General features: G+C 70.3%; 13 protein-coding genes and 3 pseudogenes. 8 read left to right on the forward strand and 8 right to left on the reverse strand.

The annotated features are described in order from the left end of the window. Positions 1-137: 137 nt before the first annotated feature. Positions 138-980 (reverse strand): MerR family transcriptional regulator, encoded by an 843-nt coding sequence (locus ACGF5T_RS16920; RefSeq protein WP_366767016.1) that lies wholly within the window; start codon positions 978-980, stop codon positions 138-140. A 179-nt stretch (positions 981-1,159) separates the two neighbouring features. Then, positions 1,160-1,397 (reverse strand): annotated as a pseudogene (locus ACGF5T_RS16925) (hypothetical protein); the annotation flags it as partial. A 360-nt stretch (positions 1,398-1,757) separates the two neighbouring features. On the opposite strand from ACGF5T_RS16925, the gene sigJ reads away from it, so the two are divergent. The 3 genes from sigJ (at position 1,758) to ACGF5T_RS16940 (ending at position 4,866) form a co-directional block, all read left to right on the forward strand. Continuing rightward, a complete protein-coding gene (sigJ, locus tag ACGF5T_RS16930) occupies positions 1,758-2,714 on the forward strand; it encodes an RNA polymerase sigma factor SigJ (RefSeq protein ID WP_366767017.1) in 957 nt (318 codons plus the stop codon). 142 nt (positions 2,715-2,856) lie between these two features. Beyond that, complete coding sequence (locus ACGF5T_RS16935; protein WP_361013506.1) at positions 2,857-4,056, forward strand: FAD-dependent oxidoreductase; 1,200 nt, start codon at positions 2,857-2,859, stop codon at positions 4,054-4,056. Between the two features lie 357 nt (positions 4,057-4,413). Continuing rightward, positions 4,414-4,866 (forward strand): hypothetical protein, encoded by a 453-nt coding sequence (locus ACGF5T_RS16940; protein ID WP_366767018.1) that lies wholly within the window; start codon positions 4,414-4,416, stop codon positions 4,864-4,866. A gap of 126 nt (positions 4,867-4,992) precedes the next feature. Here the strand turns inward: ACGF5T_RS16940 and ACGF5T_RS16945 are convergent, their stop codons facing one another. The 3 genes from ACGF5T_RS16945 to ACGF5T_RS16955 form a co-directional block, all read right to left on the reverse strand. After that, on the reverse strand, positions 4,993-5,403 hold the full coding sequence (locus ACGF5T_RS16945; RefSeq protein ID WP_366767019.1) for a cupin domain-containing protein: 411 nt from the start codon (positions 5,401-5,403) through the stop codon (positions 4,993-4,995). 57 nt (positions 5,404-5,460) lie between these two features. Continuing rightward, the gene (locus tag ACGF5T_RS16950; RefSeq protein ID WP_356609941.1) at positions 5,461-6,303 is read right to left on the reverse strand and encodes an SDR family oxidoreductase; all 843 of its coding nucleotides are present in this window, start codon (positions 6,301-6,303) and stop codon (positions 5,461-5,463) included. Between the two features lie 90 nt (positions 6,304-6,393). Further along, complete coding sequence (locus tag ACGF5T_RS16955; RefSeq protein WP_356609943.1) at positions 6,394-7,158, reverse strand: SDR family NAD(P)-dependent oxidoreductase; 765 nt, start codon at positions 7,156-7,158, stop codon at positions 6,394-6,396. Positions 7,159-7,395: 237 nt separating this feature from the next. On the opposite strand from ACGF5T_RS16955, the gene ACGF5T_RS16960 reads away from it, so the two are divergent. After that, complete coding sequence (locus tag ACGF5T_RS16960) at positions 7,396-8,283, forward strand: helix-turn-helix transcriptional regulator (RefSeq protein WP_361013493.1); 888 nt, start codon at positions 7,396-7,398, stop codon at positions 8,281-8,283. A gap of 134 nt (positions 8,284-8,417) precedes the next feature. Here the strand turns inward: ACGF5T_RS16960 and ACGF5T_RS16965 are convergent. After that, a pseudogene (locus ACGF5T_RS16965) lies at positions 8,418-9,338 on the reverse strand (TIGR03564 family F420-dependent LLM class oxidoreductase). A 220-nt stretch (positions 9,339-9,558) separates the two neighbouring features. Here ACGF5T_RS16965 and ACGF5T_RS16970 point away from each other — a divergent pair. Together ACGF5T_RS16970 and ACGF5T_RS16975 are read left to right on the forward strand one after the other, a co-directional pair. After that, on the forward strand, positions 9,559-9,735 hold the full coding sequence (locus ACGF5T_RS16970) for a hypothetical protein (protein ID WP_361013490.1): 177 nt from the start codon (positions 9,559-9,561) through the stop codon (positions 9,733-9,735). A gap of 102 nt (positions 9,736-9,837) precedes the next feature. Further along, positions 9,838-10,344 (forward strand): N-acetyltransferase, encoded by a 507-nt coding sequence (locus ACGF5T_RS16975; protein ID WP_361013488.1) that lies wholly within the window; start codon positions 9,838-9,840, stop codon positions 10,342-10,344. 263 nt (positions 10,345-10,607) lie between these two features. On the opposite strand, the gene ACGF5T_RS16980 is transcribed toward ACGF5T_RS16975, so the two are convergent. Together ACGF5T_RS16980 and ACGF5T_RS16985 are read right to left on the reverse strand one after the other, a co-directional pair. Beyond that, positions 10,608-11,519 carry an SDR family oxidoreductase gene (locus tag ACGF5T_RS16980; protein WP_366767020.1) on the reverse strand — a complete coding sequence of 304 codons (912 nt, stop codon included), beginning with the start codon at positions 11,517-11,519 and terminating at the stop codon, positions 10,608-10,610. A gap of 90 nt (positions 11,520-11,609) precedes the next feature. After that, a pseudogene (locus ACGF5T_RS16985) lies at positions 11,610-12,054 on the reverse strand (LLM class flavin-dependent oxidoreductase); the annotation flags it as partial. A 301-nt stretch (positions 12,055-12,355) separates the two neighbouring features. On the opposite strand from ACGF5T_RS16985, the gene ACGF5T_RS16990 reads away from it, so the two are divergent. Both ACGF5T_RS16990 and ACGF5T_RS16995 read left to right on the forward strand, forming a co-directional pair. Further along, on the forward strand, positions 12,356-12,931 hold the full coding sequence (locus ACGF5T_RS16990) for a winged helix-turn-helix domain-containing protein (protein ID WP_366767021.1): 576 nt from the start codon (positions 12,356-12,358) through the stop codon (positions 12,929-12,931). 13 nt (positions 12,932-12,944) lie between these two features. Further along, positions 12,945-14,171: an acyl-CoA dehydrogenase family protein gene (locus ACGF5T_RS16995; protein ID WP_366767022.1), complete on the forward strand. Its 1,227-nt coding sequence runs from the start codon at positions 12,945-12,947 to the stop codon at positions 14,169-14,171. Positions 14,172-14,288: the final 117 nt, after the last annotated feature.

Raw genomic sequence — 14,288 nt, forward strand, 5'->3', positions numbered from 1 at the left:
TGAGTTGTGCCTGGGCCTGCGGCACGGCGGGAGGGGGCGGTGAGCGCGGGTGCGGCACTCACCGGCCGGCCCGGTCACCATGCTCGCCAGGTCCTTCGTCCGCGACGACCAGCCCCTCGGCGACACCGCCCGCCAGGTCAGCTGCCTGCGGAAGGGTCCCCGCCAAGGAGCTGTGCCGTCAGTTCCACGCATCGCGTCCGGGCGGCGGAGAAGCCGTAGGGCATCTTGCCCACCGCGTCGAAGGCACTCATACGGGCGTCCTCTTCGCCGCTCGTCCCGGCCTCATGGATCTCGAAGAGTTTCTCCTCGGCCACGTCCAGTCCGGCCGCTTCGATGGCCTGGAGCAGGGCCGTGTGGTGAGCGAAGTGCTGCTCGGCGAGTTCCTCGACCTGCGGGTCGTAGGGGTCGACGGTGTCATCGAGGGCGGCGTCGGCAGCGTCGAGGCGGTCCGCCTCGGCCCGTAGGCCGGGATGGGTCGCCAGGGTGATGAACACGCTGGCCTGGACCGCGGCTCCCAGCGGCCCGAAGATCCGTTCCGTGACCAGCAGCGTGTCCAGGTCGCCGGGGCGTAGGGCGCCGGAGGGCAGGTGGCTGAGCCGGTCCGTGACCAGCGGGGACAGCAAGCCCAGTGGGCTGCCCACCCTCCGCAGGCGCTGGACCGCCGCGCGTTGACGCTTGATGTCGGCCTCCTGGACGGCCAGGGTCTCCTCCAGTCGGCCCAGGACGTCCTCCACGTCTCGGGCTTCGTCGAAGGCTGCCCGCATGTCGTCGAGGCTGATGCCGGCCTCGGACATTTTGCGGATCCACAGCAGGCGAATCATGTCGTCGTAGCCGTAGCGGCGGCGCCCGTCCCCGCCCCGCTCGGGCTCCGGCAGCAGACCGATCTGGTGGTAGTGGCGAATGGCGCGCGGGGTGGTCCCGACGAAGGCGGCGGCATCGCCGATCTTGACCTCGCGGGGAGGCGTGGCTGAGGGGTACATCGCAGACAGTGCCTTTCGTGCTGTGGTGCCCTCGACGACACCACATACCGCTACGGCATGTGCAACTACACGCCACCCGTCCCCTGACGGGCCATTGGACGATTCCTCACCTCGCGCGGTTGCCCCCGCACAAGGACCGGCGCATCGACTTCCTGGTCGCTACCTGTTCATCATCGAAGCCAGCGGTACCGGCCCGGGCACTCTGCATCTGCCGGGCGAGACAGCACGACCTCCGCCCGAGGCACCGGAAGCACCGCCTCTCCCTCGGAGTGCTGGCCTTCCAGCCCTTCTCCGCGACCGGATGGAGGGCCGCCTGCCAGTCCTCCACCGAGGCTTTCGGGACACGCACGTCCGGCAATGCCCCCGTCAAGTCCGGATCAGGAAGGCACTCACGTCCTCCCACGGCAGATCAGCCACGCCGCCATGCTCTCCGGGCTCACCGACCCGACGCACCCCCGTTTCCCTTGACCCGAGCGTGCCGCGCTCACCGGTCCTGCCGCCCTGCGGCCCATCGGGATCGCCACGGCCGTATTGCAGGGCCGCGAGGACGTGAACGTCTTGTACACCGCGAGGGCATTGCCCCCTTTTCGCTCATCGACCTCCTCCACGCAGACGCCTGCGCGGTCGTCGCGGAGGAGATCGCCCAAATGGCTCCCTGACCCGGCCGCCAGGCGCGCGCACAAGCCCGCGCACGAACCACCGCACAAGCCCGCGCAAGCACCTGCGCCCGGGCCCGCTCACAGGTCCGTGTCCAGCCCCGTCGTTAGGATCGGTGCCATGCCGCTGACGATGACCGACGTGGACCGCTTCGAGGCCGCGCGCCCGCGCCTCGAAGCCATCGCCTACCGCATGCTCGGCTCCGCGGGCGAGGCCGAGGACCTCGTGCAGGAGACGTATCTGCGCTGGCAGGCGGCCGATGTCGAACGGATCGAGGTTCCCGAGGCCTGGCTGACCAAGGTGCTCACCAACCTCTGCCTCAACCAGCTGACCTCGGCCCGCGCCCGGCGCGAGACCTACGTCGGGCAGTGGCTGCCCGAGCCGCTGCTCGAAGGCGATCGGATGCTCGGCCCGGCGGACACGGCCGAGCAGCGCGAGTCGGTCTCGTACGCCGTCCTGACGCTCATGGAGCGGCTTTCCCCCAACGAGCGCGCGGTGTACGTGCTCAAGGAAGCCTTCGCGTACGGGCACCGGGAGATCGCCGAGATCCTCGAGATCAGCGAGGCCGCCAGCCAGCAGACGTTCAGCCGGGCGAAGAAGCGCCTCGCGGAGGAGAAGGCCGGCAAGGCGCGCACCGAGATCGACAAGGCGGCGGCGAAGCGGATCGTCGAGGAGTTCCTCGCGGCCGCGACCAGCGGACGGACCGAGCCGCTCGTGAAGCTTCTGACCTCCGACGCCATCGCGATCGGTGACGGCGGCGGGAAGGTCCCGGCGAAGGCCACGCCGTTCGAGGGCGCCCTGGCCGTGGCCACCTTCCTGCGCGGAATGTTCAAGCCCGCCGACAGCAAGCGCCGCCTGCTCGGCGGCGCACCACAGGCCTATGCCACCACGGCCAACGGCTCCCCGGCCCTCGTCATCGTGGTCGAGGGGCGAGTCTTCGGGGTCATGTGCCTGGAGCGCACCGAGGAAGGCATCGTCGCCGTCCGCAGCCAGGTCAACCCGGACAAGCTGGAGCGGGTCACGGAGGCCTGGGCCGCGTCCGAGCACGGGGAACCGCTGGTCCTGGAGGTCTGGTGACCGCACCCGGAAAGGTGTGATGTAGGTCACTTCCGCTGTCTGTCAGGAATCCGGGGGCTGCCCGGTTCAACGGGCGTAACCGCGAAACCGCGAAGGCGGGCCCCGATCCGAGAGCTCGGGGACTGACAGGCAGGGGCAGAAAATGACCGGTATCCGCAAGCACCGCATCGTCGTCCTCGGCGCCGGCTACGCCGGAGCGGCCGCAGCAGGCCGCCTCGTCAAGCGGCTGCACCGCGAGGATGTCGCTCTCACCCTCGTCAACGACCAGCCGGACTTCGTCGAGCGAGTCCGCAACCACCAGCTGGCCGTCGGCCAGGACCTCAAGCACCGCCCCTTCGACGCGATCTTCGCCGGCTCCGGCGTGGAACTGAAGATCGCGAAGGTGACCGCAGTGGACGTGGACCGCAAGGCCGTGGCCGTGACCGGTACGGCGGGCGAGGAGGAGCTCGGGTACGACACGCTCGTCTACGCGCTCGGCAGCCGCTGGAACGACCACGGCGTGCAGGGCGCCGTCGAGCACGCCCACGAGGTGGCGAGCCGGACCGGTGCGCTGAGGCTGCGGGCGCGGCTCGCAGCGCTCGCGCCCGGCCGGAAGGTCCTGGTCGTCGGCGGCGGGCTCACCGGCGTCGAGGCCGTGACCGAGATCGCCGAGAGCCGCCCCGACCTCGACGTCGCCCTCGCCGCCCGCGGTGAGCTGGGTGACTGGCTGAGCCGCAAGGGCGCCGCGCACCTGCGCAAGGTCTTCGGCCGGCTCGGCGTCACCGCGTACGAGCACACCGTCGTCGCCGCCGTCGAGGCTGACCAGGTGAAGACCGCGGACGGAGAGGCGATCGCGGCCGACGTGACCGTGTGGACCACCGGCTTCGCCACCCACCCGATCGCTGAGGCCAGCGGTCTTCAGGTCACCGAGGGCGGGCAGATCGTCGTCGACGCGATGATGCGCTCGGTCTCGCACCCGGACGTGTACGCGGTGGGAGACGCGGGCTACGCGATGGGCGCCAAGGACAAGCCGCTGCGGATGTCCTGCGCCACCGGCACCCCGATGGCCTGGCAGGCCGCGGACGCGATCGTGTCGGAGCTGACCGGTCGCAAGCAGCCCAAGGTGCCGCTGCGCTACTTCAACCAGTGCATCTCTCTGGGGCGCGGGGACGGCCTGATCCAGTTCGTGACCGCCGACGACACCTCGGTGGAGCGGGTCCTGACAGGCCGGACGGCGGCGCGCTACAAGGAGCTCATCTGCAAGGGCGCGGCCTGGAACGTGGGCAACCCGGGAGCCACCGTGCTCGCGCGCGGACGGCGCGTGGTGCGTGGGCGGGCCGCGGTGCAACAGGCCGCCGCCTGAAGGTGCCCGGCGGACGTCGCGCAGGAACGGACACCGTCGTCTGCGTGGACGAGACAGCTCAGAGCCTCATGGCGCCTCCACCGCGCAGCGCGCCACATCCACCGCGGATCATCCGGGCCTCGCAGCCGACAGTGGCGACAGCGCCGACAGCGGCGACAGCGGCGACAGCGGCGACAGCGGCGACAGCGGCCGGAACGCGAACGCGCCCTCGAACCGGTCGGCGACCACCGGGTGATCCGCCTGATACCGAAGCGGCTGCGGCCGTACGGCACGTGGCTGCCGCACGGTGTGGTCGTCCTGGCCGCCGGCCCAGTCCTGCTGACACTCTCCAGGCCCGTCGCGGCGTTCCGACCGTCCATGGCGATCAGCTCGTGCGCCGTGATCATCGACCTGGTCGGCTTCGACGGCGCGTATCCCTGGACGGTCGCCGGGTTCCCCGGCCACCTGATCGTCGTGACCCGGGTCGCGCTGCGCAGCCGGTCCCGGGTGGCGGCTGAGATGTGGCTGATCACGCTGGTCTTCGGTGTCGTCGTCGGTCATCCGGGCAGCGGCGACGACACCGTCATGGCGATGGTGGTCCTGTTCACCCTCGCCTTCGGCCACCGTCGCCCTTGGCCGCTGGGGTTCGGCCCGCCAGGAAGTGGCGGTCAGGAGGCCGAGTGGCCACCACGGAGGAGGACACCCTCGCCGAGCGCTCCAAGCGAGGAAGGCGGCGACGGCGCGGTAGGCGCGCTCTGCGGCAAGGCGGTCGTGGGGCCGGTCAAGCGCAGGGTGGTGCGTGCGCTATTCCCTCGTCGGACGGCGAGATGAAGGTGCAGGCGAATACAAGTAGCTCCGCCTGCATCGTCGGAGAGGCTCGAGTTCCGTACGGAGCAGGACTGCCCGCCGCCTCCCGGCACGCCGAGGTGCGAGGGAGACGCCGGGCAGGCGGACTGGTCAGCGGTGGCTGGTGAGGGCTTCCGCGTACTGCTGGTCGGTGACGGGCTCCAGCCAGGTGGTGCCGTCGCCGTTGCCGTCACCGACCACAAGGGCGATGTGGGCCATGAGGTTGGTGTCGGTGGCCCCGTGCCAGTGCTCCTCGCCGGCCGGGCACCTGACCGTCTCGCCGACGCTGACGCGTACGACAGTGCCGTCGCGGGTGCCGACCAGGCCGACGCCGTCGGTGATGTGCAGGACCTGGCCCAGGGCGTGGGAGTGCCAGTTGGTGCGGGCGCCGGGGGTGAAGCGGACCAGGGCGGCGGTCAGCCTGGACGGTTCGGACGGCGGCTCGATCATGGTGAGGTAAACGTCGCCGGTGAACCGGTCGGCCGGGGCATGCATGGTGGGAGACTTGGTGACGTGTGCCATGGCACCTGCCCTTGATCATTGCTCGGGGTAGAGGTCAGACGCTGGTGGTACTGCCGCTCAGGCAGCGTCGTCGTAGCCGAGGTTGCCGCCCAGCTCACGCGAGGCTTCGACCTGTGCGAGAAGCTCCTGGGCCTTGGCGGTGACGCCCTCGATGGCGTCGGCGCCGGCGACGAAGCGCAGCGGCGGCTGGTCCTGGCCGGCGACGGCCAGCAGGGCATTGGCGAGCTGCGCGGGGTCTCCGGGCTGCTGTCCGTTGATGCTCTTCCAGGCTTCGACCGTGGCGGTGGTGCGCTCGGCGTAGTCGTCGATGGTCGGCTCGGGCCATGTCGTGGAGGCGTCCACGAGCAGCTCGGTGCGGAAGTAGCCGGGCTCGACGATCGTGGTGCGGATGTCGTACGGCTTGATGTCGTGGTGCAGGGCTTCCATCCAGCCCTCGACGGCGAACTTGGAGGCCGCGTAGGCGGAGGTGAACTCCGTGCCGACCTGACCGGCGAGCGAGGAGAGGGTGATGACGTGGCCGTCGCGTTGGGCGCGCATGACGGGCAGGACGGCGCGGGTGACGTTCATCGGGCCGAAGAGGTTGGTCTCGATCTGCCGACGCATGTGCTCCGGGGAGATCTCCTCGAAGTAGCCGGCGAAGAAGTTCCCAGCGTTGTTGATCAGGACGTCGATGCGGCCGAACCAGTCGACGGCGGCCTGTGCGGCCGCGTGCGCGTCGTCGAGGCTGGTGACGTCCAGCTTGGTGACCAGCAGGTTGTCCTGCGGGCCGCCCAGGGTCTTCTCGACCTCCTCGGGGCGGCGGCCGGTGGCGACAACCTGGTGCCCGGCCGCGAGGGCCTGGCGGACGATGTCCGTGCCCAGACCGCGTCCGGCACCAGTGACGAAGATGACCTTGCTCATGAGGGATTCCTTTGGGGTTCGTAGGCGGGGCCCGGTGGGTTGGGGGAGTCGGCGGGTCGTACCGGCCAGGCTGTGCGGCGTTGGAGGGGCTCATGCCTGTTCGGTGGGCATGAGCCACAGTTCGCCGACAGCGGCGTGGCGGGGACGGGTGACCATGTAGGCGACGCCGTCGGCGATGTCCTCGGCGGCCAGGACTTCGGTCTCCTCGAAGTAGGGGTCGATCAGCTCGCCGCGGACCTCGGGCTTGTTGTGCGTGCCCAGTTCGCTCTCCACGGCGCCCGGCTCCAGTACGCCGACGCGCACGTGGCGCTGGGTGACTTCCTGGCGCAGGGACTCGGTGAAGGCGTGCACGCCGAACTTGGTGGCGTTGTAGACGCCGAAGCCCCGGCTGGCCACACGGCCGGCGACAGAGCCGATGTTGACGATGTCGGCGACCTGGCGTGGGTCCTGTTCGGCGGCCTTGAGCAGGTGCGGCAGGGCGGCGCGGGTGGTGTAGAGCAAGCCCCGGACGTTGACGGCGATCATGCGGTCCCACTCCTCGGCGTCCGCGCCTTCTACGGGGCCCAGGAGCATCAAGCCGGCGTTGTTCACCAGGATGTCCAGCCGTCCGAACCGGTCGAAGACCTGCTGTACGGCGTCCTCGGCCTGCACGCGGTCGGTGATGTCCGCTTCCACCACCGCGGCGGTGCCACTCGCCTGCTCGATCTCGGCGGCAAGAGCGTCCAGGCGGTCCTTGCGGCGCGCCACGAGCGCCACCGAGACGCCCTGCTCAGCGAGCCGCCGGGCAGTGGCGGCGCCGATACCGCTGCTCGCGCCGGTGACGAGTGCGACGGTGCCGGTCAGTTTCGAAGCCATGGGGGTGTCCTCTTTTCCAGACGTACGACGTGAGGGGAGGGCAGCGGCAGGCACAGTCTCGTGCCGACGGTTACGGCGCGTAGTGCTCGAATGATCAGTGCCGTGCACCGGGCCCGCTATCCAGGCAACCACCCGCGAACGCCCCGTGGACCGCTCAAAAGGGCACCGCTCTTCCGGGGGTCTGCCAGTACCCCCTTCAGCACGCTGACCTGCCGGGTACCGTCGTACGGTGGACCCATGGACCGCAGCAGCGAGATCCGCGAGTTCCTGCGCACCCGCCGGGCCCGGATCACCCCCGAACAGGCCGGCCTCGCCCCGCACGGCGGCCCCCGCCGCGTACCGGGACTGCGCCGTGAGGAAGTCGCCCAGCTCGCCGGCGTCAGCGTCGACTACTACATCCGTCTGGAGCGGGGCCGCACCCAGGGCGTCTCCGAAACCGTCCTGGAGGCCGTCGCCCGCGCCCTACACCTGGACGACACCGAACGCGCCCACCTCTTCGACCTCGCCCAACCCACCACCCCCCGGACCCGCCGCCGTCGCCCCCTCGCCCCGCAGAGAGTCCACCCGGTCCTGTACCGGACCCTGGACGCTCTCAGCGTCCCCGCCGTCGTCCAGGGACGACGCACCGACGTCCTGGCCGCCAACCGGCTCGCCCACGCCCTTTACACCGACTTCGAAGCCCGGCCCCGCCGCGAACGCAACTTCGCCCGCTTCGTCTTCCTCGACGAGGCCGCACGCACCCTGTACGCCGACTGGGAGCGGGTCGCCGGCGACTGCCTGGCCATGCTGCGCCTGTACGCCGGACGCCACGCCGACGACCCACAGCTCACCGAACTGATCGGGGAGCTGTCCCTGCACAGCGACACTTTCCGCCGCATGTGGGCCGACCACGACGTCCAAGCCCACACCACCGGCACCAAACGCCTCCACCACCCGCTTGTCGGCGACCTCACCCTCGATTACCTGGTCATGGCCGTCGAAGGCGACCCCGAACAGACCCTCACCGTCTACACCCCCGAACCCGCCTCCCCCTCCGCCGAAGCCCTCGGCCTCCTCGCCAGCTGGACCGGTACGCCGGCCACTGGGCCGCGCACCCGCGAAGAGAAGACCGACTCAGCCGGCTGACCAAGGGCGGCCCACGTCCCGGCGTTCAGCGCCGGCCCGGGCGCGGCGCCTCGCCTCATCGGCGGTGCCGGCCCGCCCGCTCACGACCGGCCAACCTGATCCGACGTACAGCACGCAGCGGGCGCGTGCCTCGGTCATCCCGTACTGCCGAGGAGTTCCCAGGTCCGGCGCCGGTCGGCGTCGCCCGTGAGGTCCGTCGTGGTGAACACCACCTCCGTCGCCCCCGCGTCCCTGTAACGCCGGACCTCGGCGGCGACGGCCGACTCGTCGCCGATCACCGCGACGTCGACCGCCCGCCGTCCACCGGAGAGTTCGATGACGCGGGCGTAGGACGGGAACTGCTCGTAGAAGGCGAGCTGTTCACCGGCCTTCTCGCGTGCCGCGGCCGCGTCGTCGGTGACGACGCCGGGCACGAGCGCGACGATGCGGGGTGCCGGGCGGCCGGCGGACTCGGCCGCCGCGGTGACGGCCGGGACGATGTGCTCGGCGAGGGCTCGGGGGCCGGCCAGATACGGGAGGATTCCGTCCGCGAATTCACCGCTGGCCCTCAGCGCCTGGGGTCCCATCGCGGCGACCAGGAGCGGGACCCTGGTTTCCGCTCCCGGCACACGTGCGGGCACCGGGGTGGTAGCGGTGAGCAGCTCTCCGTGGAACTCGGCCGTCCCGGTGTCGGTCACCTGTCGTACGACGGTGAGGAACTCACGCAGTCCGCGGATGGGCCGCTCGTACGGGATGCCGAAGCCGCGCTCGGTGAGCAACGCGGTGCCGAGCGCGAGTCCGAGGTGGTACCGGCCGTGCGTGGCCGCCTACGCCGTGAGGGCCTGGCCGGCGACGGTGAGCGGGTGTCGTCCGAAGACGGGGATGGCAGACGTGCCCACGTGCAGGTCCGGCACCACACGTCCGACGAGCGCGGCGAGCTGGGGTGAGTCGGCGCCGAAGTGCTGGCCGAACCAGACCGACCTCAACCCGGCTTCCGCCGCCTCCCTGGCGAGTCGCACACTGGCGTCGATCTGGTTGGCGGCGTTCGCCGCGTCGATAGCCACTCCTACAGTCATGACTGGGCCAAACCGGCCCCAGAGGGGCCGATTCCCAGTGCCCCATGACAGCTTCGTTGCCGGATTGTGAAGGTGATCTTTCGACAACCCGGCGGCGGGTGCGGGCGCAGCGCGCCTCCCCCGCCGCGGCATCCGTCGTGGCGCTGCTCGTACGGGTCGCGCGCTACTCCGGCGTGGCGCAAGGGGTGTGCCTCGGAGGCGGGGCGGCCTCCGAGGCACCGTGTTCACGACGGACGGTTGGTGGGCGGGCTGCGCCCGACGACCTGAGCTGCGTCAAGAAGACCACGAGTCGCAGGTCGCCTTCCTCACCGCCGAGCTTCTCGCGGAGCAGGGCCACGGAAGCCGTCCCGACATCAGCGCCGGTGCCGGTTGCTCGATCACCGTCGGCTCGTACTGACCGCGGCAGCCAGGCGAGGAAGACGTCAGCTTTGTTGGGCTCGGCGGTCCACAGAGGAAACCCAGGGGATCGAACGGCCGCGCGCTGCTACGGTCGGGCCCCATGAGCTGGCTTCCCGATGACTTCGTCCATCCCGTTCTGGTCCCGCTGCCGGGCGGTGATCATCACCTGCGGCCGATCCGGGAGGCGGACGCCCCGCTCGACTATCCGGCCGTGATGGGTTCGCGTGAGCGGCTGTGGACCATCTTCGGCCCGGCCTGGGGCTGGCCCGCAGCCACCATGACCTACGAGGCCGACCAGGCCGACCTGTTGCGGCACGAGAAGGAAATAGCCGCACACCAGTCGTTCAACTACGCACTGTTCGACGCGGCGGAGACAGCTCTCCTCGGTTGCGTCTACATCGACCCACCAGAGAAGACCGGTGCAGACGCTGAGGTCTCCTGGTGGGTGGTGGACGAGTTGGTGGACACCACGGTCGAGCAGGCCCTCAACACACTGGTACCACAATGGATCACCGCCGACTGGCCCTTCGAGCAGCCGCGCTTCATCGGCCGCAAGATCTCGTGGTCGGACTACCTCGCCCTGCCGGACATCCCGGCGGTCCAGTAGCTTCCCGCGTTACGGTTCCAGGGATTGATGACGAACAGCCACCTCGGCCATCGTTGTCGATGTGTTCGGGTCGTTGCCGCGGCGGGACCAGCGGCGGTGGGGCGAGTGTTGCCTGCAAGGTTTGCGACCTGTAGTTCCGCCGGTGTTCAGCGCCCGCCGGAGCTTCGCAGGCCCGGTCCGCCGTGTCTTCTGTGGCCGACTCTGTCCGCGTGCGGGGACTGACTCACCCGAAGCCAGGCCCTGCTTACGTGAAACGCTGGTGGTCAGGACTCGGGTTTGCTCAGAAGAGCCTCAAGACTTCGACGTCCAACGCCGAGATGGCCGGAGGGCATGTCATGGTCATCCCACGCGGACGCCCGAGTGAGGCCAGGAAGCGGCTGCGGGCACTGATGAGGGAGTCGCACATGTTCGGAACGATGGACGCTGGAGCGGTGATCAGCATGCTCCTTACGATCATGGCTCTTCTGGGACTCGGCATCGCTGCGGTCCGCTGGTTCAAGGCACAGGACCGGTAGTTTCGGAGCCGGGCGGTGGTGGTCGGTCGGGGAGCTAGCTGCCGCGAGGGGCGACGTGAAGTCGAAGGCCTCGGCGATCTCGCGCGGCTCACCCGGTCGCCCCAGTGGCAGCAGCCTGGTCACTTCCTCGTAGGCGGCCCCGGCTCCGCCGCCTTCCAAGTCCGCCTCCTCGGCGAAGCGCGTCATGCGACGGTCGGCCATCTCGCTGCGCACCCAGCTCGGGCACACGATGTTGGCTCGCACTCCCTGACGCCCGTAGTCGACGGCGACCGAACGGCACTCCTGGAACAGGGCCGCCTTGGACGTGGCGTACGGAACGTTGCTCGTGCCGTTGCGCAGGGCGGAGCCCCCTGAGGAGTACCCAGCGGCGGGCGGGCGCCTTACGGGGTCACGCGGAGCGGTGGCACAGGACGCCGAGGTAGGCGGCGGGGTCTGGTGCGCGGCAAGCCGTTCGGAGGCGCCGCCCTGCCGTGGGCCGAGCCCCACCGGCAGGACCGCGACTGGTGCCGCCTCGAACACGCCGCCGGGAAGCGGCATGGACTCCACCTTGCGATCACCCGCATCCAACAGGTCGACCAGGGACTCGACTGTTCTCTGGAGACGGAGACCGAACAACTCGACAAGAAACTCCTCGACGATGTGTGCGGCGGAGCCCGGCACGTCACCTCCTTCTCCCCGTGGTCTGAGCAGCGGGATACCGGTGGAGTCCGGCTCGATCGGCTCATCGGCGTTGCCACTCTTCTGCCAGGCGTCGACGCCGGTGGCCTCCCAAGGTGTTCGAGCTCGTCGGCGACACGCCCCGGAGAGCCGACGAACCGGGTGTCGACGCGGTCGGCCACCAGTGCCCGGTCGGCTTCGGTCCAGGCGTGGGCGCGGGCCTGCCCCGGTGTCGGGAAGGGGATGGCCCCTTCTGCGGTGCGGATGCTGCGGGGCCACGGGCCGTAGCCGATGGCCAGTTCGCGGGCGCTCTCGTCGTCCTCCGCGACTACACGTCGGCGGAGACACTGACGTAGGGCTTGTCGAGGTGGTCGGACGGCTGGAACGCGGCGCGATAACCCTCGGCCGCCTCCAGTACGGTGGCCGGGCTGACGTGGTAGTTGGCGGCGAAGTGCAGGCCGTACCGGCCGCACGTCGTGTCCGGCTGGAGAGGACGACCGCGCCCGGGGCCCGCCCGACGGCCGACGGTGGCCGGTGAGGGATGAGCGGTGAGTCCATCCACCGGCATGTTCCCTATATTTCCCATCGTTTTACTAGGGAAGTATTGACGGCCCGTCCCGCGGCCGCGCAGGATGGCCTCATGTCCCCCACGCAGCAACGACTCACTCGTCGTCGGCATGTCGACTTTGGTCACGTCGTCAGCGCCGCCTGCTGTAGCGCGTAGGGCACGCGACTCACACCTTGCGCGTGCCAGTCCGCTCCTTCTCTCTCATCCCAGGCGATCAGGTGCGTTCCGGCACCTCCCCTGACGGCCCGACATCTTCTGAAGGACGACCGCCATGACCACGGCACTTCCGGCCCAGGCCACCGCAGCGGACTCACCGCTCACCGACATGCGCCGTCTGCGGCTCGTGGGCGACACCGCGCACACCGGCGACGAGGGAAACGGTTCCGCTCCCCTCGTCGGCTACCTCGTGCTGGTCCCCCAGGGCACCGATCCCGCCCAGCTCTTCGCCGAGGACGTGACGCGGCCGGACATCCGGCCGGTCGCCTACACGGCCGCGCCTCCCGTGCAGCAGGCGGAGGCGCGAGACGGTGTCGTCCGCGTCGACCCCACGCGGCGTCTCGCCGAGGTGGACGGCCGTGAACTGGACCTCACCTACCTGGAGTTCGGGCTACTGGTCCATCTCGTACAGCAGCCGCACCAGGTGCATTCCCGCGAGCGGTTGATGGCCGACATCTGGGGATACGACCACATCGGCGACGGACGGACCGTGGACGTCCACATCGCGCGCCTGCGCCGCAAGCTGGGCACCGCCCACCGGCACCGTATCGTCACCGTGCGGCGCGTGGGCTACAAGTACGTGCCCGAACAGCCCGAGAGCTCCCACACCTCACTCTGCCACCGACCTTGAGGAGAGCCCTGCCATGGGCGTTGCCACCGCACCGTCCGGCCGCTCCGGCTCGGAATCCGACCGGACCGGGCCCGGCCGTGCGCACTGGCTGCGCGTGGCCCGCGAGACGGCGGACGACCTGGCCACGGACGCGGTGGCCAGGGAGCAGGCAGGCAAGGCCCCCTTCGACGAGGTGTCCCGGCTGCGCGAGGCGGGACTGCTGACGCTCCTCATACCGGCCGGGCTCGGGGGAGGCGGCGCGGACTGGCCCACCGCCTACGCCGCCGTCCGGACGATCGCCGCAGCTGACGGCGCGATCGCTCAACTGCTGAGCTGTCACTACCTGCTGTCGTGGAGTGTCCGGTTCTTCACCGAGCCCGCCCACACCGCTGAGATCGAGCAGAAGTCCGCGGCCGAGCAGTGGTGCTGGGGTGGTGGTTACGCCCATCGGCCTCTGACACTGACCAGAACAGCCGGCGGCTATGCGCTCGACGGCCGGCAGAGTCACCCCACCGGGGTCCTGGTCGCCGACCGGCTCGCCGTGCGGGCCGTGCGGGCGGGCACCGGCGAATCACTCGCCGTTCTCGTGGATCCCTCCCGTCACGGCGTGGGGATCCACGGCGACGCCGACACGTTCGGCCAGCGGCTCGCCGCCGGCGGGAGCCTGGAATTCGACGGTGTACCGGTCGCCGCCGACGACGTACTCGGCTCCCTGACCGTGGACGAGGCCGTCCTGTCGCCCCTGGCCGCCCTGACCTCTCCGCTCGGGCGGCTCCTCTCCGTCCAGCTCCGCCTCGGCATGGCTGAGGGAGTTCTGGCCGAGGCCCGTGAGTACCGCGGGGCCGGCCCGTCCCCCTGGCACCCTGACCACCCGGCCGGCTCCCCCCAGGACCCGCAGGTGCTGACCGCCTACGGAGAACTCACCGTCCTCACCCGCGCCGCGTCCGCGCTCGCCGATCAGGCACGGGAAGCCGTACACGGCGGACTGGTACGCGGCGAGGACCTGACCTATGACGAGTACGCCGAGATCTCGGTCCTCGTGGCCATGGCCGAAGCCGCCTCCTCCAAGGCTGCGCAGGAGTCCACCGCCCGCGCCCTCGACATCATCGGCGCCCGCTCCGCGTCCTCACGGCTGGGCTTCGACCGCTTCTGGCGCAATGCCCGCACCCACGCCCTGTACGAGCCCGTCGCTCACCAGCTCCGTGATGTCGGGGACTATTACCTCAACGGTGCGCACCCTGCGTTCACCCTGCCTGTCTGACCTCGTTAGGCCGCGTGGCTGTCCCCTGGCGAACTCGGCGTGATCGACATGCGCCACGCCACCCGACATCCGGACCATTGTGAACGCCGCGCTTCACGTACATGGCGGGCGGTGAGG

Origin of the sequence: Streptomyces sp. NPDC047853, from assembly GCF_043204535.1 — a bacterium.
Taxonomy (GTDB): Bacteria; Actinomycetota; Actinomycetes; order Streptomycetales; family Streptomycetaceae; genus Streptomyces.